The sequence below is a fragment of the Paenibacillus phytorum genome (genome assembly GCF_013141715.1).
Classification (GTDB): Bacteria; Bacillota; Bacilli; order Paenibacillales; family NBRC-103111; genus Paenibacillus_E; species Paenibacillus_E phytorum.
In genome coordinates this window covers 1-24,235 of the sequence record NZ_WHOA01000254.1, presented here as the reverse complement: position 1 = coordinate 24,235, position 24,235 = coordinate 1, and the positions used below count along the sequence as shown (strand labels likewise).

Genomic DNA, 24,235 nt, shown 5'->3' with positions numbered 1-24,235 from the left:
TATTTTTATGAGCTACGGCCTAGCACGTTATGAAAGTTAATAAATAGTGTTTACTTTCAAAATGCCACAGTTACATGGCTGGAATTTAATATTTATAGGACTAGAATATGTTAATACCGAATAGAGAATTATGATATATTTTTGTTGTTTCGATGTAGTAGCGTTTAGGGGATTGGGGGAAAACAGGCGGGCTACGGCAAAACGACTCTACTAAGTGAATCATACAAGTGAATACACACATGGGGAGAGTGGGTCATTTCAATCTTTTTTTTGAGTTTGACGCGGAAAGGCGTAGTTGTCGGAAGTCAAAATCATTGTTACATTAAAAGTCGCTTAAATAGTGGTTTTTTTAGTTATGTAATAAAGTTCTTGTCATTCCGGGGAGCAACAACGACGAACAACAATTATTATAACTAGAAGATTGAATCTTCTGAGATGTAAGCCGGAAACGAAACAACTTATAAAGCTAATTGTGTTAGAGATCGGGTGACGTGTGTGTCGGGTGACAAGAACATTATCTCATTAAAAGTCGCATAAATCGCGGCTTTTTTATTTTATGGGATAAAGTTCTTGTCAAAACCAAATGACAAGAACATTATTCCATTCCCGATTTTGACAAGAACTTTATCTCATTCCCGACATAGGGAGTGAATGAGGTGGATATAGAAATACCTGGAAAGGATACCTATGATTGAACTAACGGGCAGAATAGTCCAATAATTTAAATAGGATCTGACTCATGTAAGTCCCTTCGATGGATTGAAAGGTGCCCTTCTCTTCCCAATCGCTACCTATTGCCTTCCCAACTGTTGGTCGAAATCGTTTTTGCTTTGCTAAAGGGATTGTAGGTACAGAATGCTTTCAAAGTGTTTTCAAAGATAAGCATCTCTTTTTTCTCACAATTACTTCAAAATTCATCCATTTATCTGACTTATTATTAAAGCTGGAACTAGAGTTCCAGCTTTAATAATAAGTTTACCAAACCGAAGGGTGGTAGCATCATCTGTTATAGGGAATATCGGGAATAGTTTATATAACTACCTAATCGTTGATTAGGAAAACATAGCGACTATGAGTGGGAAGTATTGTTTCTATGGGACGCGAACTATTTACCTTATCTGTTTAGCCTTAGAGTCGGCCGTATTTATTTCTTTGCAATGCCGTAGATTGCTATTTCCATCACCCTCATTAACCAAGAATGAGATTCTCCCATTATAGGCAGTCGGAAATTTAGGCTGAATATTGAATCTTCTATGGATTCTCTATGTATATTCTATACTTTATCCATTCCGTTGCCTGTAAAATTAAGCGAATATAAAGATATGAATAAAATGAAACCGCTATCAAAGTAGCTTCATGGGTTCAATTTAATAAAAGGTGGGTGGAGGTGGACACGTTATAAGCAATCGCTGAAACAAATGTAACGGAACAAGGAGTAGTCTTAAAAAACAAATAAATGGGCGGTGGGTAAAGTAAGATGTCTTCCAACAAAAAAACGAGTTTTATAGTGCTGTCACTTATCTTTACGCTATTATGCAATATGATCAATTTTACCTCAATACATAGAGCAGAAGCTGCAGCCGGAGCAACGGCGGGCACCATGTCGGTAACCACAGCGGTATATATCAACGATACAGATTCATCGATCATATACAGTGGAGTGTGGGGGTATTCAAGCGGCAGGGGGGCTGGGGATTTTCAGAATGACCTACACTATACCTCTAGTAACGGCGATTCGGCAGAGTATACGTTTATCGGCACTGGGATTGAAGTAGTCGCTCCGGCAAGTAATAATCCCAATTACGGAAAAATTGGCGTATATGTTGATGGGGTGTCACAAGGTCTCGCAGACACAGCCATAGGGGCTTCGGATTACGTAGCCAAGCAAGTTGTATATAGTAATAAGGGGTTGCCTAATGGCATACATACGATTAGATTGATTAAAGAAAGCGGTTCATATTTGCAGCTTGATGCATTTATCAAATATGTCGATGATACGCTTTCGGACCAAGAGCTTGCCGACCATGTACAAGCCGAAATTCAGCTGCTGCCCGACAAAGCGTCGGTGACGCTGGCAGACAAACAGGCCGTGCAAACAGTACAGCATCATTATAACCTCTTGACGGAGCCGCAAAAAGATTTGGTCGGGGACATCACGAAACTAACAGATGCGAAATATGCCATTGATGTGTTGGAAGCCATTCCAGTACTAGACAAGAAGATTACTTATTTGATGGCTGACAGGGCTGAACGTTCCGCTTCACTCGAGCAATTCATCGATCATGGGCATGAGAAAGATAAGCGATTCTGGGTTACCAATTGGAATGCCCAAACTGATTTCTTCAAATGGACGGTCAACGTTCCTGTCGCAGGAGAATATGTGGTCGACGCCTTAATAAAGGCCCCGACGAATTCGGTTGTCACGGTGTCCATTGTCACATACGGCAGTGTTCAGCTCACGGGTACAGGCGACTGGGATAAGATCAGAGCTGCAGGTACATTAACACTTCCTCAAGGGATATGCGAAATCTTGGTGACGGCGACGAACCCGAATAATAATGAGTTCAAATCGCTTGAATTAATCCCTGCTGCTGAAGTTCCAGCGATGGAACAAAGAATTGCCAACTTCCGTTCGGATACTCAGTGGTTTAAGGATGCCAAATATGGCGTGTTCTTTCAGTGGGGGGAATGGGGTTATCCGCAATCCGGCGACAAAAAACAATGGCCTAAGCAGATCGACGATTTCGATGTGAACGCTTTCGCTGATCAGGTGGCAAAGATGGGGGCCGGTTACGTCGTTTGGTCGGTCTCTTGGTGGAGTTATTATTTTCCTGCTCCGATTAAAGCAGTCGACGATATTCTCCCGGGGCACACTTCTCAGCGCGATTTGATCGGAGATTTGGCGAATGCGTTGAACAAAAAGGGCATTCGACTGATGCTCTATTATCACACGGGAAGTGAAACGAAAGACTGGTGGGACACGAATTGGGTATCCATGGACGATAAGACGAAGTTTCTGACCAATTGGAAAAACATTATGACCGAAGTCGGAAACCGTTACGGGACGAAACTGGCGGGGTGGTATATCGATGACGATTGCATCTACTATCCGGCAGACTACGAGGAGCTGGGGGCGGCGGCCAAAGCGGGTAACGCCGACCGGATCATTACCTATAACAACGCGAGAGGACCGAGAGGAACGGACTTCCAGGATTACGCTTCCTCCGAATGGTGGATGCCTTTGCCGGGTAACGATAACGGGATCATGCGCGACGGCAGGTATAAGGGATTGCAAGCTCACACGGCGTTTATCACCGAGGACGACTGGGGAATCCATCTGCCCAATCAGCCTATCGTTCCTTTATTGTCCGCTAGCGAAGCGGTATCTCGCATCGTCGAAGCTATGCATTACAATCAAGTTTTGAGCTATAACATGATGATGTATGAAGACGGTACGTTGAATCCGTCCTCCATCCCAATGATGATCCATGTTAAAAATGCGGCCAGATACGGCATCGTTGGCACTGACGAACCGAGAGACCAGCCTGACATGTATAACGATTCGGACTCACGCATTATTTATGCGGGAGGTTGGGACGTGAGCTCGGGACGCAGCGGCGGCGGTACGTATCGGACGGACGTGCATTACACCATGACCAACGGGGATAGCGCGGAGTTTACGTTCAAAGGAACGGAAGTCCAGTTTATTACGGAGACCGATTCCAACCAAGGCAATATCGAAGTATTCGTGGACGGAAACAGCGCAGGAACCGTGAATTCCTATTCCGCATCCCGGAAGACGAATCAAGTTCTGTTTACGAAACAAGGATTGTCTCCCAACGTTTCACACACGATTAAGCTCGTCAAGAAAGACGGCGATTACATGCTCGTAGACGCCTTTAGAGTCGTCTCCAGCCAGGCAGGGAACGAAAAACCTGCAGCGAGCGATTATTCGGCCAAAAGTGCTTCCAATGAGGATATCTTAGGTCAATTGTCGACGGTGAGTGAAAATGACGGGATGTTAACGTTCCGAATCAAGCAGAACGGTCAAAAGGGGACGGCCGTCATCGATTACCAAACCGGAAAGTTCAGCTATACCCCGATTGCGGGAGCGAGCGGAACCGACACCTTTACTTATGTCATAGATGACGGGAATAAAGTTTCCGAGCCGGCAACGGTAACCGTGCAGTTCGTCGAGCCGGTTGCCATTATCTCAAGTGAACCTTCGAATCAGGCCATGAACGTGCCCTATAATCTTGCGGCCGCTAAGGTTTCATTTAACCAACCGGTGCAGCAAGGAACTAACTTCGATCTTATGGTGTTAAAAGCGGGAGGGACAACGGTGCAAACGACCGCTTCCATAAGTGAAGATACATTGTCCGTTTCTCCGAAGGGGGGCTTCCTTCCGTCAACCATGTATGAATTGATGATTCCAGCCTTTGCGATTAAAGGGGAGGTGGGGAACGGCATGAGTAGCGAGTATCGCTTTTCGTTTACAACGTCTGCAAAACCGGTTTCGCCATCGGATCCAGGACCAGATTCAACGCCAACGCCGAATCCGAAACCGGATTCAACAGGTACACCAGATTCGAAACCAATCCCAGGAGGGACAGAAAAACCGGATCTGAAGCCAATTCCCAAACTAACAAGGATGCCTGGGCCGGTGCCTGAATTCAATGATATTAAAGGTCATTGGGCAAAAAAGGAAATTGAATTACTGCTATCATTCTCCATTTTCCAAGGGATAACGAAGAACAGTTTTGCACCGAATGAACCGATTACTCGTGCGGAATTCACCACATTATTGGTAAGGGTATTAGGATTAAAAACGGAGCAAACCGCTCTTGCGTTCTCAGACGTAAAGAATGAGGATTGGTTTGCAGGTCCTATTAGTGCCGCAGCTAAAGCTGGACTCATAAACGGATATGAGGATGGCTCGTTTAATCCGAACGGGAACATGACGCGTGAGCAAATGGCTGTAATGATTGTCAGAATGATGAAATATGCAGGCAAATCTGCATACGCGCAGCAAAACTCCGATCAAGTACTATCGAAGTTTTTGGATCAACAATTGATCAGCGCTTGGGCTAAAGAATCGTTAGCGTTATGTGCCGATGCAGGGATTATCCAAGGAGTGACGGAGCAAATGATCGTTCCCGGAGCTAATGCCACTCGCGGGGAAGCCGCTGCTATGCTCAGCAGACTGCTCTATTCATTAAAAATGATCGACTAGCAACTAGAAGCTGATTTTTTTGAATAAACCTGCGGCAGCTCTTCACAGGAGTCTCCGCAGGTTCTATTTTTCTATAGATCGTCCATGCAACTCATATGAATGCTCTATTTTACAATCGTCAGTAATTGATTAGTATAAGGGTATGATTATTCCGGGTAATCATGAAAGGCCTGAAAGATGTAGAGTGAAATGAAAACGTTTTATAAATAGCGACAAAGGGGATAAACAAGCGATGAAAAACAAAAAAGTTCTGTTTACGGTTATTTCCGGTCTTATGACTTTCTCTTTATTGGCAGGCTGCGGTACGAAAAGCCCGACTCCTGCAGCGGATGCAACGGCAACTCCGAAAGCAACTGCAGCCGCAACGAAAGCGCCTGAAAAGACGGCTGAAAAAGTAACATTGACACTGATGGCTAATCAAGATTGGGTCAATAAACCGATGACGCAAAAAGCTTGGAAAATGTATGAGGAGAAAACGGGAAATAAGCTGGATATTCAAGCTGTTCCTATCGATAGCTGGGAAAAAGTCATGAAAACGAAGTTCGCAACGGGCGAGATGACGGACATCGTGATGTACTATGGCGGTTATCAACTGTCTGCGATCCAACCTGATAAAAACTTCGTGGATATGAGCGCAGAACCGTGGGCTGCCGATTTGAAAGATTTCGTTTTGCCACAAGTAAAAGTTAATAACAAGGTCTATGGATTCCCTCTCTGGGAGGGTTCTGTCAGTGGCATGCTGTATAACAAAGACATTTTCCAGAAATATAATATCGCGGTTCCCAAAACACAAGAGGAGTTCTTAGCAGCCTGTGAGACGTTGAAAAAGAATGGCATCACACCGATTTACATGGCGTTCAAAGATATTTGGCCGCTTCTGCCGCAATTCGGCTTCGATCCAGTCCTCAAGAAAACGCCGGACCTGCTGGACAAATTAAATTCCAATCAGACGAAATTCGCTGATGTCAAAGAGCTGAACAGCTTAGTCGCCTGGTATAAGATGCTTGCCGATAAGGGTTATCTGGGAACGAAGTTCTCAACGAATACTTGGGATGGTCAGCCTGCGGCATTAACAAGCGAGAAATATGCGATGGTTTATGCTTGGGATACGTATCTGGAATCGGATATGGAACCGAAAGCGAAAGGCTCATCCAGTAAATTTGGCCTTATGCCTATGTTCCTCGGGGTCAATGAAGAGGGCACTTACGAGGGCCCGAACGCGATCTCAACCTACGTCAATAAGAACAGCAAAAACGTTGAGCAAGCCAAAGCATTCATTCAATTCATGGCGAAGCCTGAAAACCTGAATGAAATTTACAAAGATCAGCCTACGCAAACGTACTTCAAAAGCGTAACGTCGAACAAACCAACACCACAGTATACAGCAGCTAAGGAGTCCGTCGATAAATTGATCAATGCTTCCGTTCAGCAAAATATTATCGGCTACAGCCAAGTAGAGATGGTAAAACCGCTGCAAGATTTGATGCTTGGCGGGAAAACAGCAGAGCAGGCAATTAAAGCCATGGACGATGAGCGCATCAAAGCAGCTAAAGCGCAAAAAATTCCTGGTTTCTAAATGTAACGGTACCCCTAGGGAAGACCTTTTTGGAGGTCTTCCCTCATTATTAAGCCTGGCAGGTGAGTGACTATGAACTTAAAACGAATTTATCCGCAATATTTAACGTTTCTCCCATTAGGCATCTACTTACTGTTCTTTATTGTGCCTTCGCTAGTGGGCTTTTACTTTGCTTTCACGGATTGGAACCCATTTATCGAAGGTATTCATTTCGTAGGCTTCGCCAATTTCGCTGAAATTTTAAACAATAAGTCGCTTGGCGGCGCCGCTTGGAATACGATTAGCTTCACAATCATTACGACGATTTTGAAAAATGGTTTTGGCCTTCTCATTGCCATAATTTTAAATCAACAGTTAAAGAGTCAAAATTTGCTGCGAACCATCTATTTTTTGCCGATCATTTTGTCAGCATTGGTTGTCGGTTTATTATTTAATGCGATCTTCGATGCACAAGGCGGTGTTATCCACCGTTTGGCAACCCAAATTGGACTTGAAGCGTGGGAACCTGAATGGCTGGGACGTCGCTTGCCTGCGTTATTCGTCATTAATTTAGCCGAAATATGGAGATCTACGGGGTATGCAGTCGTGATTCTTCTAGCCGGTTTACAAGTGATTCCCAAGGATTACTATGAAGCTGCGATGATTGATGGCGCCAGCGCTTGGCAACGATTTAAAAGCGTGACGATCCCGCTGTTAATGCCGGCCATCCATATTAATATCTTATTAAGCATCATTTACGGGTTAAGGGTGTTCGATATCGTGTATATTCTAACCGGTGGCGGACCAGGTCATGATACGGAAACGTTCAGCACGTTAATTCTCAACGAATTCTCGCAAGACCGCTATGCACAATCTACGGCGATAAATCTCGTATTTTGCATACTCCTTGTAGGAATAGCTTTCACGTATCAAAAGTTTTCTCAAAAAACAGAGGTGGAGCTATGAGTACAAGCAGGAGATATCCAATCGTTTGGGAAGTTATTCTGTGGTTACTGAGTTTAACGATTCTTTATCCGCTTGCGATGGTCGTTATGACCTCATTCAAATCGCTTGGCGAAGCAAGCCAACTCAGCATTTCGCTGCCCGAGCATTTTCATTTTGAAAATTATAAAACTGTTTTCGTACAAGGCAAAATGCTTCAGGCGCTAATGAACAGCATGCTTATCACGGGTTGTTCCGTGCTGCTCATCGTTATTCTTAGCGGTACGCTCAGTTTTACTATCATGAGGAATCGAAGCGCCCTGAATAGAGCGATCTACAGTATGATGACGCTAGGCTTAATCGCTCCATTTGCAGCATTGCCGACCATTAAAACGTTGCAATTCCTGCATATTTATGGCACATACACCTCTGTCATTCTTGTGTACACGGCATTATTCATGTCTTTTGCGACGATGCTGTTCAGCGGATTTATGTTAACTGTACCCAGAGAATTAGACGAAGCAGGGATTATAGACGGATGCATCGGATTCTCCTTGTTTTATAAGGTAATCCTGCCTCTTCTGCTTCCTATTACGGTAACTGTTGCCATCCTTAACTTCATGTGGGTGTGGAACGAATTCTACTACCCATTATTCCTAGTGAATAAATCATCGATGTGGACGCTACCGTTAACGGTATATAACTTTTTCGGGCGTTTCAACCGCAGTTGGCATTTGGTTTCAGCTAACATGGTCATCGTTTCCATGCCTGTTGTAATCGCCTATTTGTTCGCGCAAAAGTATATCATATCTGGTATGACGGCTGGCGCGGTAAAAGGCTGATCCTTGATCCGTTATGCTATAATGGATGTAAAACTACGATGTGCTTTGGAGTGAAGTCATTGTTTAAAGGCATGCAATTCCAATTTAAGTTGTTCATCTCTTTTTCTGTCCTTACATGTGTGCTGCTTTCAGTTTCTACCGGGCTATTTTATTTTTACACAGGTTCGATTGTCGAAAAAAATGTGGTGGTCACGCAGCAGCACACCGTGCAAAAAATTCAAGAGCAGCTTGATCTTCTCCTGGCCCAAATTGACAATATGACGATCTCCGTGAACTCGTCGGATATGATCATGAATGTGTTGGAAAATATACCTGAAATACCGGATGAGAACTATTTTGATACGTATCCGAAGATTAGTGAGGAAATCCGAAACTACTTGTTCTCCTTGACTGCATTGAAGCCGTTGAATGGCAGAATCAGTATTGTTTCCAAGTATCATGATTTTTTAGACTTCAGCAATCAAAGCGATACGCAAAACATCACAAAGAGCGATGTGCGGAAATTTGCATTTGTTAAAGAAGCCATGCAAACGGATCGCTACAAATTTTTCTTGCCGCCGCACCAAGATGAATGGACTTCGAAAGGAAAATCTGTTTTTTCCGTCGTTCGACCTTTGAGGAGCACGAATTACGAGATACAAGGGCTCATAGAAGTCAGTTACAATTTAGAGCAAATCGACCGTTTGTTTGAAGTTGAAGGGAATTCCCGTGTGCTCCAAGGGGCTATATTTGACCAAAATCAAACGCTCATCTACCACAATTTCAATATCGATTCGAGTGGCGATTGGCTCCATGATGATAATCTCGACACAGCCAATTACGGAAATTATAAAGTGAAAAATCCGGAAAGCCATCGCAATTATCTCGTGACGTTCAACAAATTGGCTGCCGTGGATTGGAGCATGCTGCTGCTGGAAGATAATGCCGACTTTGAGCGGCCGATCATCATTTTACGCACGATGACGTGGGTATCCTATTTCTCTATCTTCGCAATTTTCTTAATTATTCTATATATTTACACGAGGAATATTACCCGACCGATCCGGAGCTTAAAACAGTCTGTATTATCGGTTAATATGGACAGCCTAAGACTTAGACTCAAAACAGGCCAAAGGAATGAAATCACGCTGCTCGCACAAGCATTTCAGGATTTACTGGACGAAGTAAAGGGAACAATGGACCTTATGGTGGAGTCCCGTTCACGGGAGATGAGTGCACATATGTCGGCCATGCAAGCACAGATGAATCCTCATTTCTTATACAACACGCTTGCTGTCATTGGAGCTTACGGCATCAAAAAGGGAAACATCGAAGTCATGCAAATGTGCGCCGATTTATCGGATATGCTGCGGTATACGATCGATTCGGACAATGGGAAAACGACGCTGCGATCTGAAGTGATCCATATGCAGAACTACTTGAAACTGATGTCGCTTCGCTTCGAGACTGATTTGCAAGTTGAGATCGACATGGATGAAGCTTTGATGGAGGTCCCCATTCCTAAGCTTACATTAGAGCCGTTAGTGGAAAATATATTCCGTCATGCCTTTATGGATGTCGAACCTCCATGGGTCTTAAAGATGAAGGGAACGGTCAGGAATGGGCGATGGGCAATTGAAATAAAGGATAACGGAAGAGGATTTGGAGCCGGGGCGATCAGGCAAATTAAACACAAGATGGAAGAAGACCGATACTTGCTGCAATCCGGCGATTATTTCGACAAAAGCAAAGGCGGCATTGGAATGATCAATACGTTTATGAGGCTGCGTTTATTCTATAAAGGCAATGAAACGATTGAGTTTTATAATTCCGATCAAGGCGGAGCCATCGTAGTTATTGGGGGACCTATCGGCGAGTGAGGTGAGAGTATGTACAAAATAATGCTGGTAGAAGACGAACCACCGATTCTTTATGCGGTAAAGCATCTCATTGATACAGGAAATTATGGATTCCAAGTCAGCGCAGTCGCCCGGAATGGCAGAGACGCATTGCATATGCTGAAGGATAACGTTCCTGACGTCATCCTGACAGATATACGCATGCCTTTCGTCGATGGGCTAACCCTTCTTGAAGAGGTGCGCCAAAAGTATATAGGGGTCGCTTGCGTCATCATGAGCGGCTATAACGATTTTGAATACGCTGTCAAAGCGCTGCGTGTCCATGCTTTTGACTACCTTCTAAAGCCTATTCAAATCGAGAAGCTGCAAAGCATGCTGCAAGGGTTAAAGCAATCATTAGATACTAGAAAATCAGTAGAGGAACAAGCAGCGATCAGCCAAGCGGTTTATTTCGAGGATTACTCTGGTACTGGGGATATCGATTTCGGTTCGCTGAAATTTATTCCGATGATCGTTTGTTCGGGTCATTATGTCAGCAATTCTGTACAAGATTCTGATCATCCAGGTCGTGAGTTTTGGGAACAAGTAGATATTCGGAAACAATTGGGTCATGAACTGGGCGATGCCCGCCTTTGGGTGTTGAATGGCTTCTCTTTAAATGAAAAAATTGTCGTTTTTGGCGGAGATGACCTGGATGAAAATCGAATAGAGAAGGTTTCGCTTGAGTTAAAACAACGTCTAATGAATGATGTTCTTCCCGTACAAATGATTGTGGGGAAGATGATATTTGATGTAAGAGAGCTCTCCAAAGCAATCAAAAAACTTAGGACTCATTTAAGCAAAATGATCGTATTCGGTCATTCAGGGCTTTATATCGAAGAAAAAACGAAATCGATCCCATTCATGATGACAGAAGAGTTCGAGAAAAGATACGATGCGCTTTTTAATGGGATGACGATGAACGAAGTCAAAAAAAATTTGCAAGGCCTGCTGAAAGAATGGGAAACCAAGAGATATACGCAAGATGCTGTTGAGCATTTACTTAAGCAGTTGGTTTTAAAGCTTATCAATTGGCTGAAGAACTATAAGGGGATATCCGATCTTCCCACTGATATTTCAGAGATCGTTTCGGGGTCGACAGGCTACCAGGATCTGTATGTGCGGTATGGACGTATTATCGATATGGTCTATGAGCATTCAGAAGGGACCACTTACCTTAACTTATCTATCGCAGAAATTGTTGACCGTATGGAGCAGTTTCTGAAGTCCAGCTTTACTCAGCCTATTTCTTATAAAATGTTTTATGATCTTTTTGGCTATAACGAAACGTACTTGAGCCAAGTATTCAAACTGAGTAAAGGAATTACACCGAATAAGTATGTCACTAGGCTTCGGATAGACAAAGCGAAAGAATGTATGGCAGCCTGCCCGGGTATTGCGCTTAAGAAGGTCGCTTCGATGGTAGGATATGATGACGTTTTTTACTTCAGCCGAGTTTTTAAGGATGTGACTGGCCAAAGTCCGACTGAGTTTATGAAACAGGAAGCGGGCAATCGGCAGTAACGGCACGGTAACCAATAAGATGCATTAATCTCGAAGATCAGGAGACTTTTGAAATTGTAACTTTGTAGCCTAAGGTTTCAAATCTTCGAACTGAGTTCCGTACAATAGCTCCAAGGTCATCCTCGGTCCATCTAGACGGGGGACTTTGCTTCCTTGAATTCCTGGATAAAAAGTAGATATAAGGCGAATAATTGCCTAGTAATGAAATCCACCTTAAGGAGGCTTGCAATGACTGAAAACAACCAGTTTGATGAAGTCGAAGACTTCGTGAACTTGGAAGCTATGTCGGCTATGACTGCTGCTGAGATGCCAGATGAAAGCGGAAATCCTGATGATCATGATCCGAAGAAAGATAATCAATTCGATAATCAATTCTTATATCCGCCGATTAATCCACATCCCCGAAATGACTTAGAATAGTGTCATCTGCCAATGTCCCGACAATTAGTATCCGATGAAGTTTGGTTCTCGTCAAAGGGAACGATAGCTCGCTTGAGGCTGCCGACAATGCAGCCTTTTTTTCACTTTCGGGAAGGTTACTTCGAGTTGGTTTAAAAGGATATTTCAATAATAATATAATATAAAACAATATAAATTTATTGAAAAACGATAAATCATATGCTAAAATCATGTTGTCATTAAATAAGTGGAGGTGTCTTAAATAAATGTTAAACGATGTTCAACCACTTGAATTAAAACCAGAAAATGATTAACGTTTCGGTAAAATTTAATTAACGAGGTGCTTTTTATGAAACAAGTTACGACACTCTTTTTAAAGCTAGCTGTTATTTTTATAGGAATCCCAGTTCTTGCATTGTGCATATTTTTGGTGCCTAAGATCGGGAATTTTGCTGGAGAATTGTATCCAGATATTGCTTATATGAAATCTCTCGTTTTAATCGATATGTACGCGGCAGCGATACCTTTTTACTTTGCTCTGTATCAAGCTTTTAAACTTTTAAGCTATATTGATAAGAACCAAGCGTTCTCGGAATTATCGGTAAAAGCTTTAAAGAATATAAAATACTGTGCCATCACGATCAGTACCTTGTACCTGCTAGGTATGCCACTCTACTATTTCATGGGGAAAAAAGTTGACCCTCCAAGTTTCATACCAATCGGATTGGTCATTATTTTCGCTTCTATGGTGATTGCCGTTTTTGCTGCTGTTCTCCAAAGACTTTTACAACAAGCTATTAATATAAAATCAGAAAATGATTTAACGATCTGAGGTGAGTATCTTGGCGATTATCATCAATGTTGATGTGATGTTGGCAAAAAGGAAAATGAGCGTAACAGAACTTTCGGAGAGGGTTGGAATTACTATGGCGAATCTTTCCATTCTGAAAAATGGGAAAGCAAAAGCGGTTCGTTTTTCAACATTAGAAGCGATATGTAAGTCTTTGGATTGTCAGCCAGGTGATATTTTGGAGTACAAAAGCGATGAAGACACTCAATAAAAACAGACAACTAATTTATTTAACGAAGAACGATAGTTCAAAAAAACCAGGGAGCAGCACAGTGCTGCTCCTTGTTGTCATTAAGCTATTTTGCAGTAAAGCGTGGTAGTCTGAGCTTCTGCTCGGTGGCTTGTATATTAACATTTATTACGGAAATACCAACTGACAAAAATATTAGTGGAGTGCATTGCATACCTGTACTAGAGAATGGAAATTTAATCATGACTTGGGATAAAGATGAAAAGGTATTAACAACCATCGGAGGTAGACTGGATAAAGACGAGTCAATAAATGAAGGCTTAGATCGAGAATTGAAGCCCATCGTTCAGGAAACTTGAAAATGACTGGAATTGATATTTTGGATCAAAGAATTAGACTTCTGGATAGGGTAGTCGTAACATTACAAGAGTTAATCTAAACCGTTACGGTTCCTCATGACCGATCTGGAAAGTATAGGAATATAACTCTACAAGTAATTTTATAATTATAACAACTGACTCGAATAACCAGGGAGCAGATTGCCACGGCAGCTGCTCTCTGATTTTCTTTGGTGGAAGTTTAGGGTATTAATGAGTATTATTATCAAATTAGGGGAGGATTTGAACTGTCGTCGTCAAAATAAGTTCACAGAGATCCGCTTACGAGCAATCCCTTGTACCATACGGCTTGACGCTTTGTTCTTCGCGCTACGGCTTCTGCCGAGCAGCTGGCTGGCAGGAGCACAAAGCTTGCGGTATCACCGACCTTTGGCCATACTTGTTCGCCATTTTGGTCGAGCGGCGTTATCCCGCCTGTAATGAATCCAAGGGATTGAGAGAGCGAACATTCATCGTTACACCCATATAGTTCTGCCAACCGTCCAGCCTTCTCCAGTTGATCGCCATTTCCAAAAGGAGACCAATGATCCGTCAGGCTGTCTGTTGCTAATTTCACCTGTACACCTTTGTTATGCAGCATCGGAAGAGGCATCATGGTTCGTCCGATTGGCACCGTCGAGGCAATGGACATACCGAGTGAAGACATCCTTGCAGCTACTTCTTCGGATTCCAACTGAGGAGCACTAGCAAACCAAAAAGCATGACTAACGGTCACTTTGCCTTGCAACCCAGCTTCTTCCGTCAAATCAGCTAGCCGCAGCAAAGTTTGCTTCCCTGCTTCATTTCCATCATGCAAGTGAAGATCAATGCCGGCATTGTTCATTACCGCTAGCTCTACCATGGTCTGCAGTGACTTCTCAATATCGCCATCCACCGTGTATGGATCTACCCCGCCGACAAGGGTTGCTCCTTCTGCCAAGGATTGTTTTACCAGTTGAACAGAATCGGATCGAAGCAGTCCATGCTGCGGGAAAGCTACAATTTCGGATGATATTTTACATGAGAAAGTCTCCAGCGCTTGCTTTGTTGCCTCTAAACGGTGCAGACCGCTGACGGGTTCGATATTACAATGGCTGCGCACATGCGTGGCACCAAACCCTTGAATAAGGGTCAAAATGCTCTCGGCTTGTTGTCTCGCCAGAGGCAGCAGTTTAGGCAATAATTTTTTTTCTTCTTCAATCCGCTCGAAAATGCTTGAGACTTTTTTCACCGCTTTCCACGGCCCGTCATAATACGTTTTATCTAAATGGATATGCGCCTCTTCGAAAGAGGGCAGCAGCAGGAACTCTTTGCAATCATACTTTGGTAGATGTCCCTGAGGCTCCAATTCCGATCCGATAACTTCCGCTATAGTGTCCCTGTCAATTCGAACATGACAAATCTTCGTATGCGTACCGACCACTTGTCCGTCTTCTTTGACATAACCCTGCTCTAATCTCACATTCGTTAACCAATATGAAGCATTTAACATGATATCCCGTCCTTTTCTCAACGAAATAATAGGGGGCTGATTAAGCCCCGGCGTCTACTAATAAACGTTCGATGGCTGTAAAATGATGCGCTCTAGCATGCTCCAGCGCTGAAACTCCATGCTTATCTGGAATCGTCACGTCAGATCCGTGTTCAATTAGGAGTTTTATGACCTGCTGCTGTTTTTCTTCGCCATTGCTTAATACAATCGCTTCCATCAGTGCCGTCCAACCTAGATTGTTTACGTGATTTACATTCACTTTTGATCCGGTGAGGAGCTCTTTTACGACTTCAACATAACCATGTTCGGAAGCGGGAATGAGCGCCGTTCCTCCATAGCGATTGGTGATTGCTGGATCAGCGCCAGCTTCGTTCATCAACTTGACAATTTCGAGCAATCCTTCTGCCCCGGCGTATAAGAGAGGATTATCTAGGATATGATCTTGTAAATTAATATCTGCTCCCGCCTCAATCAACGCTCTAACCGTATCAGCTTGATTGCCGTGTGTAGCAGCTAAAATCGGGGTGCGTCCGCGTTCATCTCTTGCATTGATATCCGCGCCATCTTTGATACATTGCACAACGAAATCCGTTTTTCCACGCTCTGCTGCTTGAATGAGTGATAGATTCATTGACGACACGTCCTCTTCGATCAAAGTTGATATACCGCAAAAATAAGCAATTTCTTTCTTACGATTATACGGATATGGTACCATAGCCATTAGCATACGAAAAATATTTAAAAAGTTTGGTTTCCATACATAAATCATTCGATAGGGAGGTTGTCTATACCTTGGATATTCGTCAGCTTCGCTATTTCATTGCAATCGCTGAAGAGAAGCAAATTACGGCCGCCGCCCAAAGATTGCACATGACACAACCTCCGCTTGGCCAACAATTAAAGCACATGGAGCAAGAACTCGGAGTCCAGCTTGTCATAAGAAACGGCAAAGTCTTAGAATTGACCGACGCAGGACAGGCTCTATATAAGCATGCCGTTCATTTGACGCGGCTCTTAGAAGAATCGGAGAACGAAGTGAAGGAAATTGGCATGGGAACACGAGGTAAATTGACGATAGGCGTGAACACATTGTCTTCAGCCCCGCTGCCTCATTTGTTGCGTATTTACAAAACTCGTTATCCTAAAGTTACTTATAAAATACAACAGAGTGAATCACTACAGCTTCTTAGGCTCATTAGAGAACGTTCCATTGAGCTTGCCATCGTAAGGCTTCCGCTGGAACTCAGCGATTTTGAAGTGCTGAAGCTTCAAGCTGAGCCGTTTTATTTTGTTACAGCTAAAACTTTCACACCTGTAGCACATGGAATTACCTATGCTGATATTCAGCGGTATCCGCTTATTTTACCAAGCTGCGAAGGGCTTGGGTTATATCAAAGTATCATCGATCAATTTACCGAGCATGGTTTGCATGCGAACGTCATCGGGGAGTGTTCAGATATCGTCACGTTAATGGAGTGGGTATCCTCAGGGGATGGGGCGACAATCGTGCCGGAATCCATTCTTCATTTGCATCGAGGGTATGACATTCAATCCTTTGCCATTGCAGAGAATCAGCTTAAATTCGCAACCGGATTAATCTGGTTAAAAGAGCGCTATTTAACAAAAGCAGCACAGCATTTCATCGAACTTATCAAAGAATCAAGGATTTGAACCCAATATGGAACACATCCCCGTCAATCGGGGGTTTTTTATTTCAATGCACCTACGTTTGTGTCGCGAGGTCACGACACAAACGTATGCGCATAATCGTGGTGATAGTAAATGTTGGATTTGTTATTGATTATTCTTATGTCCATTAAGCTAAGGGCAGGATAGTGGAAAAGAGAGAAACTTTTTTTATATTCATAATGTCAAAAAATGAAAGGGGGAGTTAAATGAGAAAATTGTGCTTACTTTTTGGAATACTGTCCATCACTTTTATAATTGCTTCTTGTAATTCTCAATATATAGGAAATCCAACTGCTAAAGATATTTTAACAAATAATAAAGATTCAGATATTTTTATGTTAAATGGCATTATATATAGTAATTCAGAAGATATTGAGTGGGTAAATGAACGGGAATTAACATTAGGTGAAGAAGTCGGGGAGATTAAGTCTCTTTTTGCTATTAAACTAAAGGGCAGGATAGTTCCAACGTTGTTATCTAAAAGGCAATTTAAAACATGCTTGGATTCCACATAAACATGGTACAAAATGGAAAATGAATAAAATTCAGTGGCCATAACTAACGGTGATTCGTTTAACATCGCGCCAACTCAAAGCTCTAAAACTTTCAAAGGTTCTGGCACCGACGTTACTGCTGACCATGACATGACGTTTTCTTTCTTTAACGCGAAAATAACGTATGGTTCCAATCCAATTGAAGATAGTCCAATCAGGGTGAACAGAAAGTTATCAAAGTATCGAAGGAAGCTTTCTGGTACGAACTAGAAGGAAAGCAAATAAGAAAGACGGCGGCCATTAATGGCTTCCGTCTTTCTTATTTTCGTATTCCATGAGTTAAATAGCGATAAATCTAATAATTTGAAATAGGAGAAGTCTTCTAAGAACGACTATTCCCCTTGAATTCATAAATCTGATGATAATGAAAGTACGACGACGGACAACAACACGACCGTTAAAAACGGTTGTGGTTCCATTGGCATTCCGATAAACAATTCCGTAGAAGTGATTAAGTAGTAAGGTCATTTATATCATTCCTTTCCTGCTGTGATACTTTAGGATATGCAGAAGTGTCTTGTTTGCGAGGGCTGATTTAATAGATTAGTATGTAAATAATCCTTAAACTTCAATAAAACAGTAGCAGGCTGCCGACAGTAACCGATCGGCAGTCTTCACAACGGGCATTATAACGGAACTCACAATACTTGGAATCGTATAATTAATCAACGACCAACGGTGGAGGTGGGGCATGACTAAACCGAATATGGGACTAAGAATGGCTTGGATTATTCCAAATGTATTAATGTACATTTTTTTCTTGGGTCTCTCTGTGTTTGTGTATGCGAATTCAGAAGGGCTCAACGATATCAATCGACTTGGAATATGGCTTGTTACCCTTATTTTATTGTTGTTAATTGCACTTTTCGGGTCTTACCGAATTTGGTCTTGGATACAACAGGGGAAGTTGTAGATTCGATAAATGGATGGTAAAGACTAAGCTAACTGGGAACGATAGCTCAATGAACATGAAGAAACGGCAGCCAACATAGTGGCCTCCGTTTCTCAACTAATGGGCAGGCTTGCGTAATTGATAAGTTTGCACTCAATTTTAATCCATGGGTTGGAAGAGTCTGATTAGCATTCGATGAGTTTTCATAAGTATTTCTTGAATAAAAAGCAGTTCTATCCAAAGAAACCACTCCATTGTTAGGAGTGGCTTTGTCTTTATATACTAATGTAAATCTTATGGTCAAAAGATACTTTGTGTTTGGATACATTACGGTGAACCGTATCACAAATAGTGGTAAAGCGGAGGGTAGAGTTAATTGTGAGTTTGAATGAGCGCAATATAATTTAGTTGGGGGCACGATGTGTGATCCATTGTGTAATGAATTCAATTAGCTTTTTTGCCGTTGGAGAGGCATTCTTAAAAGAATCGGCAGCAATGCCAATAGAACGATAATACTCTCCTTCCAATGGGCGGCAACATACATTGTCGGGGAGTCGTGACAAAATCATTTCGGGGAGAATACTTAACCCTAAACCGTTTTGTACCATGGCGATTATGGCATGGTCATCTTCTAATTCATATTTGATTTTTGGTGTAAGTTTATTTTGCGAGAAAATTCGCTTTACATCGGTGTCACAACCCGCAATTGGCATGATAAAAGGTTCATCAATCAATTGCTCTAGACGGATAGTTGATTGGCGTTCGAGGGGGTGATTCGACCACATAATGCACACCATCCTATCTTTTTGAAGGGGTACCACATGAAATGCTTCTCGAGTAGGCAGATTTACAAATCCCAAATCAGCAGATCCATCTGCAATCCATTCTTCTATTTCATAGTAGTTACCATCAAGTAGTTTTATTTCAATATGAGGAAACTGATTCTGAAATTGTTTAATGATTTGGGGCAACCATTGAATCGATACACTAGAGAAAGTACCTATCTTCACTGTACCGATTTCGACTCCCTTTAACGCAGCTACTTCTTGATTTAGTTTTTCATTAAGTTGTAGGATTTCTCTAATATGTGGGATCAAGCGTTCCCCATCGTTGGTTAGTCGGATACCCGATCTGTTCCTTATAAGAAGACTCAGTCCGAACTCAAGTTCCAAGCTAGAAACCGCATGACTGATTGCTGATTGTGTTAAATTCAATATCTCTCCTGTTTTGGTAAGACTGCCGAGTTCGACTACCTTACTGAAAATCTGATATTTAACTAGATTCATAATTAATTGTCTCCTCTATAATACATGAGAAAAATTCATCAAAGTTATAATAAACATTCATTATTCTTATCTTAATAATAATAGTATAATCTGTTTTATACAAAAACATCTACGATTGAAGGGGAGGTTGATCGGATTGGTTCATGAATCAAACGGATCATATTATGCAGTCATATTTTCAAGTCAACGCACGGAGGGGGAAAACGGATATAACATCATGGCTGAAAAAATGGAGTAGCTTGCAACCCAACAACCTGGTTTTTAGGAGTGGAAAGTGTCAGGGATTCTTCAGGAGTTGGTATTACCATTTCCTATTGGGAGAGCTTGGATGCGATTAGTAACTGGAAGCAGCATCAATCTCACAAAGTTGCTCAGGAGAAAGGTAAGCAAGATTGGTACCAAAATTACAAAGTTAAAATTTGTAAAGTTGAAAGAGAGTATTCCTTTTAACAGATAGTGTGAGTATAAAAAACAACGTCTTCTGTAAATCAGAAGACGATGTTTTTTATGAACGCTGCTTTACCAATAAGTAACCATAGATGAACCGTACCACAAGTAACGGCGAAAATTAGATGGTGGCAGTTCACTGGTAACGGCAAATCAAAGCCTTTATCCTTGCAAGAAGGCTGCCGAAATCAATGGGTCGGCAGTCTTCTCCGCTAACGGGCAGGATAGTTATGGCCCATATCCAAAAAAAAGGTAATTGGTAATTGATGTTGAATTCTTCACCTGAACGCAAGTATTAATGAGGTGATAACAATGACATGGAATATTGGGTTACTTTGTATAAAGGCGGATCCAACTGTCGTCGAAAATGAAACTTATCTTGACATTCTTTATAAATCGAAAGAAGGGCTTCATTTTGAAGAAATTACATCCGTTACTATGGGATCATCCATTGGAGTTGGTCATGTAGAGGCATGGACATTAATTTTTGATACAAACGCCCGATTTATATTTGATGAGAAGTTTCCACTTGAAGTATCCAAGAAATTTAAAGTTAAGACATTTTGGATTTCAGAATCACTAATATATAGAGATTATCATTTCGGTATTTATAAAAAGGGTGGAATTAAAACAGAAGTTAAAGGGATTGAAGAAAGACTAAAATATTTGTCTTCAATTGGGATAAAAGCAAAGGATGAGTGGGGGGAGACAATTATTTTTCAAATCATTGAAAAAGAGATATTGAATAAACCAGATGGGGATTTTGTTGGTTCAATAAGGAGTTTACCATTTGCAAAATATGATCTTGATTAGTTAATTAACCAACGAGAGACTAAGCTAAACCGAGGGACGGAAAACGATAGCACAATAATTAAAGCAGGCTGCCGGTATATTTGGCAGCCTATTCAAGTAACGGGCAGATTAATCGATATAAGGAATTTTCAGGTCGTATCAGACGGCCGATGTGAACAGCGGCGTCAACCCCGGATCCGTATATCCCAACACCTTCTCAGCTCGCTTTCTATCGCTTATAAAATGGAGGCCTTTCCGGCTTGCCGAACGAGTTCACCAAAAAAATGATGGATTTTTTTGAAACTATTTCCAAAAATATTCGTCTAAAGATGGGGTGTCACTCAAGGAGAGGGGACGTGGATTGGATGAGAAAGAAATGGGCCGGCCATGCGGCCATGTTTGTTTTATGCTTCAGTTTACTGACTCCTGCTGGGGAGAGCCGAGCCGCCTCGGCGGGCGTACAGGTGACCTTGCCGGATTTTATGGTATCGCTGAACGGGCATACGGTAGATAATCAGCAGCGAGAATATCCGTTGCTCGTTTACAAGGATATTACCTATTTTCCCATGACATGGTATGACTCGCGGCTGCTAGGGCTGGAGGCGAAATGGTCGCCGGAGAACGGTCTGGGTATTGCACAGGGCCAGGTAATCTCCTCCTATGAATCCTATAAAACCAACCATCAGAATGCGGATTCTTACAGCGCGGAAGTCCCGGCCTCGGCCATTACGATCAATGGCAAACCGATTAACAACTCGAAGGAAACGTATCCGCTCCTGAGCTTCCGGGATGTCACATACTTCCCGCTCACCTGGCGGTTCGCGCATAACGAATTCGGCTGGGATTACCGTTGGGACGACGCCGAAGGTCTGGACATTCAGTCCCATAACCCGCAGATCAAGACTCCGGACCTGCCTGCATCCGCCGGCGGGAACGACGTTGCTTTGTATAAGGGATATTATTACTTTGCCGAAACGACAGGGAACACGAATCAGGTATATCGGGCGCTCGTTCAAAAACCGTCCGAAAAAGAGCTCGTTTATTCGTACGACTTCCTTGGAAGTGAACCTCCGAGGAAAATGGTGCATTTCCGAATTCTCGATAACGAGCTCTGGTTTTCCTATTTTGTAGGCTCAAATCTAATGGGGACGAATATATATGTGAAAGTGAACGACGACGGGAAAGGTGAAATAAAATTGCAAAAAGGCGGCTATACCGATTTCAAAAAAACGCCTTACGGCACCTTGATCATCGCTCTAGGTCCTAATGATTGGGAAGGTAACCTGTCTCTGGCAGCGCCGGGACAGAGAGATCAGCGCGGGAAGGCCGTCGGAAATCCGAATCTGTTGTACGGCCGGCATGTCAACCTCAATAATTCCAGTTTCATCGTGGACGGCATCGGGACCGGTGATTCTGCAGAGGTTATTGGAGACGATGTTTATATAAGGGCATCTACCAACAACCTTTCGGACGGTTACTACGATTTGAACAAAATTTACAAAATCAACTTAAAGACGAACGAAACGAAGAAAATCGTAAATACAGAAGTAAGCCGTTTCCGAATTTTAGGAGAGAAGCTGTATTATGTCAAGGATGCGGACAATGCCTTATATTCATCCGCTCTTGACGGAACAGGCGAGCGCAAGCTGTCCGAAAACGCCGTATCCTGGTTTGACGGGATTGACGGCAACGTGTACTATACAACAGCCATTGGAGAAGACAAATACCGGCTGTACCAGGCAAACCCGGACGGGGAAGATCCGCCGGTGCTGCAGGAGCGGCTTGACGGCGTTCAGCTTCTGAACGGGAAACTCGTCTGCCGGCTCGACGAGAAAGAGGATTACGGGGCGATGGTGCTTGACGGCTCCGGCCGCCTAGTGCTGGCGGTGTCAGACCCGATCTCACACCTGCTTACGTCTGACAATGCGATTCTCTTCACCACTTCGGGCGACTCCACCATCAAAGTCATCCGCTAATGTCTCCCCTCGCCCAGTCATAAGGGCGTGTTACTAGCAAGCGCCCCATAGGTGCAATTTATTGGAGTTTACAAACTGACCAATTAAGCTATCGAAGAACTATTGCTCAATAAACATCAGAGGAGGCTGCCGATAGCAACGGATCGGCAGTATTCTCAAATGGCAAGGAGGATGGTTGATAGTTGGGCTGGATTCTATGGATTTGTTTGCTTGCTTTTTTATTAGTGTCTTATTTTGATCAGAGAAAATCGATGGGGTTGAAAAAATGGTTCACAATCCTTGGAGTTTATTTCATTTGTAATTTCTCCGTAAATGTATTTGGTTTAGTAATTCCTGTGGGGTTTATCATTGGACTGATTTATGTGAACAAAACGAAACAAACTCATCTATCAAATGCGCTTATTTTTGGATTAATTTCTGTCCTTGCCCTTTCTTACACCCCGAAGATTAGTTTCAACCAAATCAAGCAACTTTCTCAAGTTAGCAAAGATTCAGAGCAATTTAATCAAGTTAAGGCGATATCTAATTTTACTTTAGAGTCAGATATTAATGTTGTTCTTAAAACGGCTGCTGAAAATTTAAAAGATAAAACTCCATTGTCCGAAATACCCATTGATGATCCTCATGTTGCGTTTAGTATCTGGGTTCTCAAACATAAAAATATTGCAATAAAAAATTTAGATTGGTTATGGTATGAGGCTCCAATGGAACTCCATTTTTATTGGCAATCAAATCGTCCTGATCCTTTGCTCGATAAGGAGTATGTTATTTTTAATAATGTTGGATACATGGGGGTTTTTCAAAGGACAGATGCAAGTAGTACATATTATCTTCAAACAATATATGAGTTTGATAGACTTAAAACAAATAATCCGTTGATACCATAGTTTGTTTTGAACTAACGGAAACGATAGCGCAATAACCAGGGAGCAACTCGCCACGTGGCAGCTGCTCCCTGTTTTCGTTAAAGTAACGGGAGGTTAATTCCAATATTATGCTTAGAATAGGATTTGATTAAGGGAGGGGATATTTTGAGGGAAGTGAAGTATCAAGTTAAGAGCCCTTCAAGGATTGGAACCATTATAGGTATGATCGCTATAATATGCAGTCAATCTCTTTTAGTGAGATCATGGGATCACATGGGTGTTTTCTACACTTCGTTAACGACGATTCTTCTGAGTTACTGTTTAGTTGTACTGTTACTCGCATTGTACAGAACATTCTTCAAGAAACCATTCGAGTTATGCCTGTCCAATGACCAAATCATATTAAATGGGATTATAATTAATTCGGAGGATATTAAAGTAATAATGACCAA

General features: G+C 42.4%; 19 protein-coding genes and 1 pseudogene. 17 read left to right on the top strand and 3 right to left on the bottom strand.

Going from position 1 to position 24,235, the window contains the following annotated elements:
• Positions 1–1,477: 1,477 nt before the first annotated feature.
• The 10 genes from GC098_RS38290 (at position 1,478) to GC098_RS39695 (ending at position 13,771) form a co-directional block, all read left to right on the top strand.
• Entirely contained in the window at positions 1,478–5,233 is a 3,756-nt protein-coding gene (locus GC098_RS38290) for an S-layer homology domain-containing protein (protein ID WP_171649567.1), read from the top strand.
• A 232-nt stretch (positions 5,234–5,465) separates the two neighbouring features.
• The gene (locus tag GC098_RS38285; protein WP_171649566.1) at positions 5,466–6,809 is read left to right on the top strand and encodes an ABC transporter substrate-binding protein; all 1,344 of its coding nucleotides are present in this window, start codon (positions 5,466–5,468) and stop codon (positions 6,807–6,809) included.
• Between the two features lie 72 nt (positions 6,810–6,881).
• Entirely contained in the window at positions 6,882–7,754 is an 873-nt protein-coding gene (locus GC098_RS38280) for a carbohydrate ABC transporter permease (RefSeq protein WP_171649565.1), read from the top strand.
• Positions 7,751–8,572, top strand: coding sequence for a carbohydrate ABC transporter permease (locus GC098_RS38275; RefSeq protein ID WP_171649564.1), 822 nt, complete (start codon positions 7,751–7,753; stop codon positions 8,570–8,572). Before GC098_RS38280 ends, GC098_RS38275 begins: the two co-directional genes overlap by 4 nt.
• Before the next feature lie 71 nt (positions 8,573–8,643).
• Entirely contained in the window at positions 8,644–10,431 is a 1,788-nt protein-coding gene (locus tag GC098_RS38270) for a cache domain-containing sensor histidine kinase (protein ID WP_216625588.1), read from the top strand.
• Between the two features lie 9 nt (positions 10,432–10,440).
• Positions 10,441–11,973 (top strand): response regulator transcription factor, encoded by a 1,533-nt coding sequence (locus GC098_RS38265; protein ID WP_171649562.1) that lies wholly within the window; start codon positions 10,441–10,443, stop codon positions 11,971–11,973.
• Between the two features lie 228 nt (positions 11,974–12,201).
• Positions 12,202–12,393 carry a hypothetical protein gene (locus GC098_RS38260; RefSeq protein WP_171649561.1) on the top strand — a complete coding sequence of 64 codons (192 nt, stop codon included), beginning with the start codon at positions 12,202–12,204 and terminating at the stop codon, positions 12,391–12,393.
• A 328-nt stretch (positions 12,394–12,721) separates the two neighbouring features.
• The gene (locus GC098_RS38255) at positions 12,722–13,204 is read left to right on the top strand and encodes a DUF2975 domain-containing protein (protein ID WP_171649560.1); all 483 of its coding nucleotides are present in this window, start codon (positions 12,722–12,724) and stop codon (positions 13,202–13,204) included.
• A 10-nt stretch (positions 13,205–13,214) separates the two neighbouring features.
• On the top strand, positions 13,215–13,433 hold the full coding sequence (locus tag GC098_RS38250) for a helix-turn-helix domain-containing protein (protein ID WP_138883371.1): 219 nt from the start codon (positions 13,215–13,217) through the stop codon (positions 13,431–13,433).
• Between the two features lie 74 nt (positions 13,434–13,507).
• Positions 13,508–13,771, top strand: a complete 264-nt coding sequence (locus GC098_RS39695) for a hypothetical protein (RefSeq protein WP_216625587.1) — start codon at positions 13,508–13,510, stop codon at positions 13,769–13,771.
• Positions 13,772–14,057: 286 nt separating this feature from the next.
• Here GC098_RS39695 and GC098_RS38245 read toward each other — a convergent pair whose 3' ends face one another.
• The gene (locus tag GC098_RS38245) at positions 14,058–15,281 is read right to left on the bottom strand and encodes an amidohydrolase (protein WP_171649559.1); all 1,224 of its coding nucleotides are present in this window, start codon (positions 15,279–15,281) and stop codon (positions 14,058–14,060) included.
• Between the two features lie 40 nt (positions 15,282–15,321).
• Positions 15,322–16,002, bottom strand: a complete 681-nt coding sequence (locus GC098_RS38240) for an ankyrin repeat domain-containing protein (protein WP_216625586.1) — start codon at positions 16,000–16,002, stop codon at positions 15,322–15,324.
• A 71-nt stretch (positions 16,003–16,073) separates the two neighbouring features.
• Between GC098_RS38240 and GC098_RS38235 the strand changes: the two genes are divergently transcribed.
• From GC098_RS38235 to GC098_RS38225, 3 genes are all read left to right on the top strand, one after another.
• Complete coding sequence (locus GC098_RS38235) at positions 16,074–16,952, top strand: LysR family transcriptional regulator (protein WP_171649558.1); 879 nt, start codon at positions 16,074–16,076, stop codon at positions 16,950–16,952.
• A gap of 224 nt (positions 16,953–17,176) precedes the next feature.
• A complete protein-coding gene (locus tag GC098_RS38230) occupies positions 17,177–17,485 on the top strand; it encodes a hypothetical protein (protein ID WP_171649557.1) in 309 nt (102 codons plus the stop codon).
• Positions 17,486–18,215: 730 nt separating this feature from the next.
• Positions 18,216–18,437 carry a hypothetical protein gene (locus GC098_RS38225; RefSeq protein WP_171649556.1) on the top strand — a complete coding sequence of 74 codons (222 nt, stop codon included), beginning with the start codon at positions 18,216–18,218 and terminating at the stop codon, positions 18,435–18,437.
• 383 nt (positions 18,438–18,820) lie between these two features.
• On the opposite strand, the gene GC098_RS38220 is transcribed toward GC098_RS38225, so the two are convergent.
• Positions 18,821–19,702: a LysR family transcriptional regulator gene (locus GC098_RS38220; protein ID WP_171649555.1), complete on the bottom strand. Its 882-nt coding sequence runs from the start codon at positions 19,700–19,702 to the stop codon at positions 18,821–18,823.
• Positions 19,703–19,829: 127 nt separating this feature from the next.
• Between GC098_RS38220 and GC098_RS40665 the strand changes: the two are divergent.
• The 4 genes and pseudogenes from GC098_RS40665 to GC098_RS38205 all read left to right on the top strand — a co-directional run bounded on the left by GC098_RS40665 (position 19,830) and on the right by GC098_RS38205 (position 23,804).
• A pseudogene (locus tag GC098_RS40665) lies at positions 19,830–20,152 on the top strand (antibiotic biosynthesis monooxygenase family protein).
• A gap of 309 nt (positions 20,153–20,461) precedes the next feature.
• Positions 20,462–20,962, top strand: coding sequence for a hypothetical protein (locus GC098_RS38215; RefSeq protein WP_171649554.1), 501 nt, complete (start codon positions 20,462–20,464; stop codon positions 20,960–20,962).
• Positions 20,963–21,306: 344 nt separating this feature from the next.
• Positions 21,307–22,917, top strand: coding sequence for a DUF5050 domain-containing protein (locus GC098_RS38210; RefSeq protein ID WP_171649553.1), 1,611 nt, complete (start codon positions 21,307–21,309; stop codon positions 22,915–22,917).
• Between the two features lie 182 nt (positions 22,918–23,099).
• Positions 23,100–23,804, top strand: coding sequence for a hypothetical protein (locus tag GC098_RS38205; protein ID WP_171649552.1), 705 nt, complete (start codon positions 23,100–23,102; stop codon positions 23,802–23,804).
• Positions 23,805–24,235: the final 431 nt, after the last annotated feature.

Excerpts from the sequence above, each read along its gene's own strand:
- GC098_RS38290 (WP_171649567.1), top strand. The coding sequence starts at position 1,478 with ATGTCTTCCAACAAAAAAACGAGTTTTATAGTGCTGTCACTTATCTTT.
- GC098_RS38285 (WP_171649566.1), top strand. The coding sequence starts at position 5,466 with ATGAAAAACAAAAAAGTTCTGTTTACGGTTATTTCCGGTCTTATGACT.
- GC098_RS38280 (WP_171649565.1), top strand. The coding sequence starts at position 6,882 with ATGAACTTAAAACGAATTTATCCGCAATATTTAACGTTTCTCCCATTA.
- GC098_RS38275 (WP_171649564.1), top strand. The coding sequence starts at position 7,751 with ATGAGTACAAGCAGGAGATATCCAATCGTTTGGGAAGTTATTCTGTGG.
- GC098_RS38270 (WP_216625588.1), top strand. The coding sequence starts at position 8,644 with ATGCAATTCCAATTTAAGTTGTTCATCTCTTTTTCTGTCCTTACATGT.
- GC098_RS38265 (WP_171649562.1), top strand. The coding sequence starts at position 10,441 with ATGTACAAAATAATGCTGGTAGAAGACGAACCACCGATTCTTTATGCG.
- GC098_RS38260 (WP_171649561.1), top strand. The coding sequence starts at position 12,202 with ATGACTGAAAACAACCAGTTTGATGAAGTCGAAGACTTCGTGAACTTG.
- GC098_RS38255 (WP_171649560.1), top strand. The coding sequence starts at position 12,722 with ATGAAACAAGTTACGACACTCTTTTTAAAGCTAGCTGTTATTTTTATA.
- GC098_RS38245 (WP_171649559.1), bottom strand. The coding sequence starts at position 15,281 with ATGTTAAATGCTTCATATTGGTTAACGAATGTGAGATTAGAGCAGGGT.
- GC098_RS38240 (WP_216625586.1), bottom strand. The coding sequence starts at position 16,002 with ATGGCTATGGTACCATATCCGTATAATCGTAAGAAAGAAATTGCTTAT.
- GC098_RS38230 (WP_171649557.1), top strand. The coding sequence starts at position 17,177 with ATGAGAAAATTGTGCTTACTTTTTGGAATACTGTCCATCACTTTTATA.
- GC098_RS38225 (WP_171649556.1), top strand. The coding sequence starts at position 18,216 with ATGACTAAACCGAATATGGGACTAAGAATGGCTTGGATTATTCCAAAT.
- GC098_RS38220 (WP_171649555.1), bottom strand. The coding sequence starts at position 19,702 with ATGAATCTAGTTAAATATCAGATTTTCAGTAAGGTAGTCGAACTCGGC.
- GC098_RS38215 (WP_171649554.1), top strand. The coding sequence starts at position 20,462 with ATGACATGGAATATTGGGTTACTTTGTATAAAGGCGGATCCAACTGTC.
- GC098_RS38210 (WP_171649553.1), top strand. The coding sequence starts at position 21,307 with ATGAGAAAGAAATGGGCCGGCCATGCGGCCATGTTTGTTTTATGCTTC.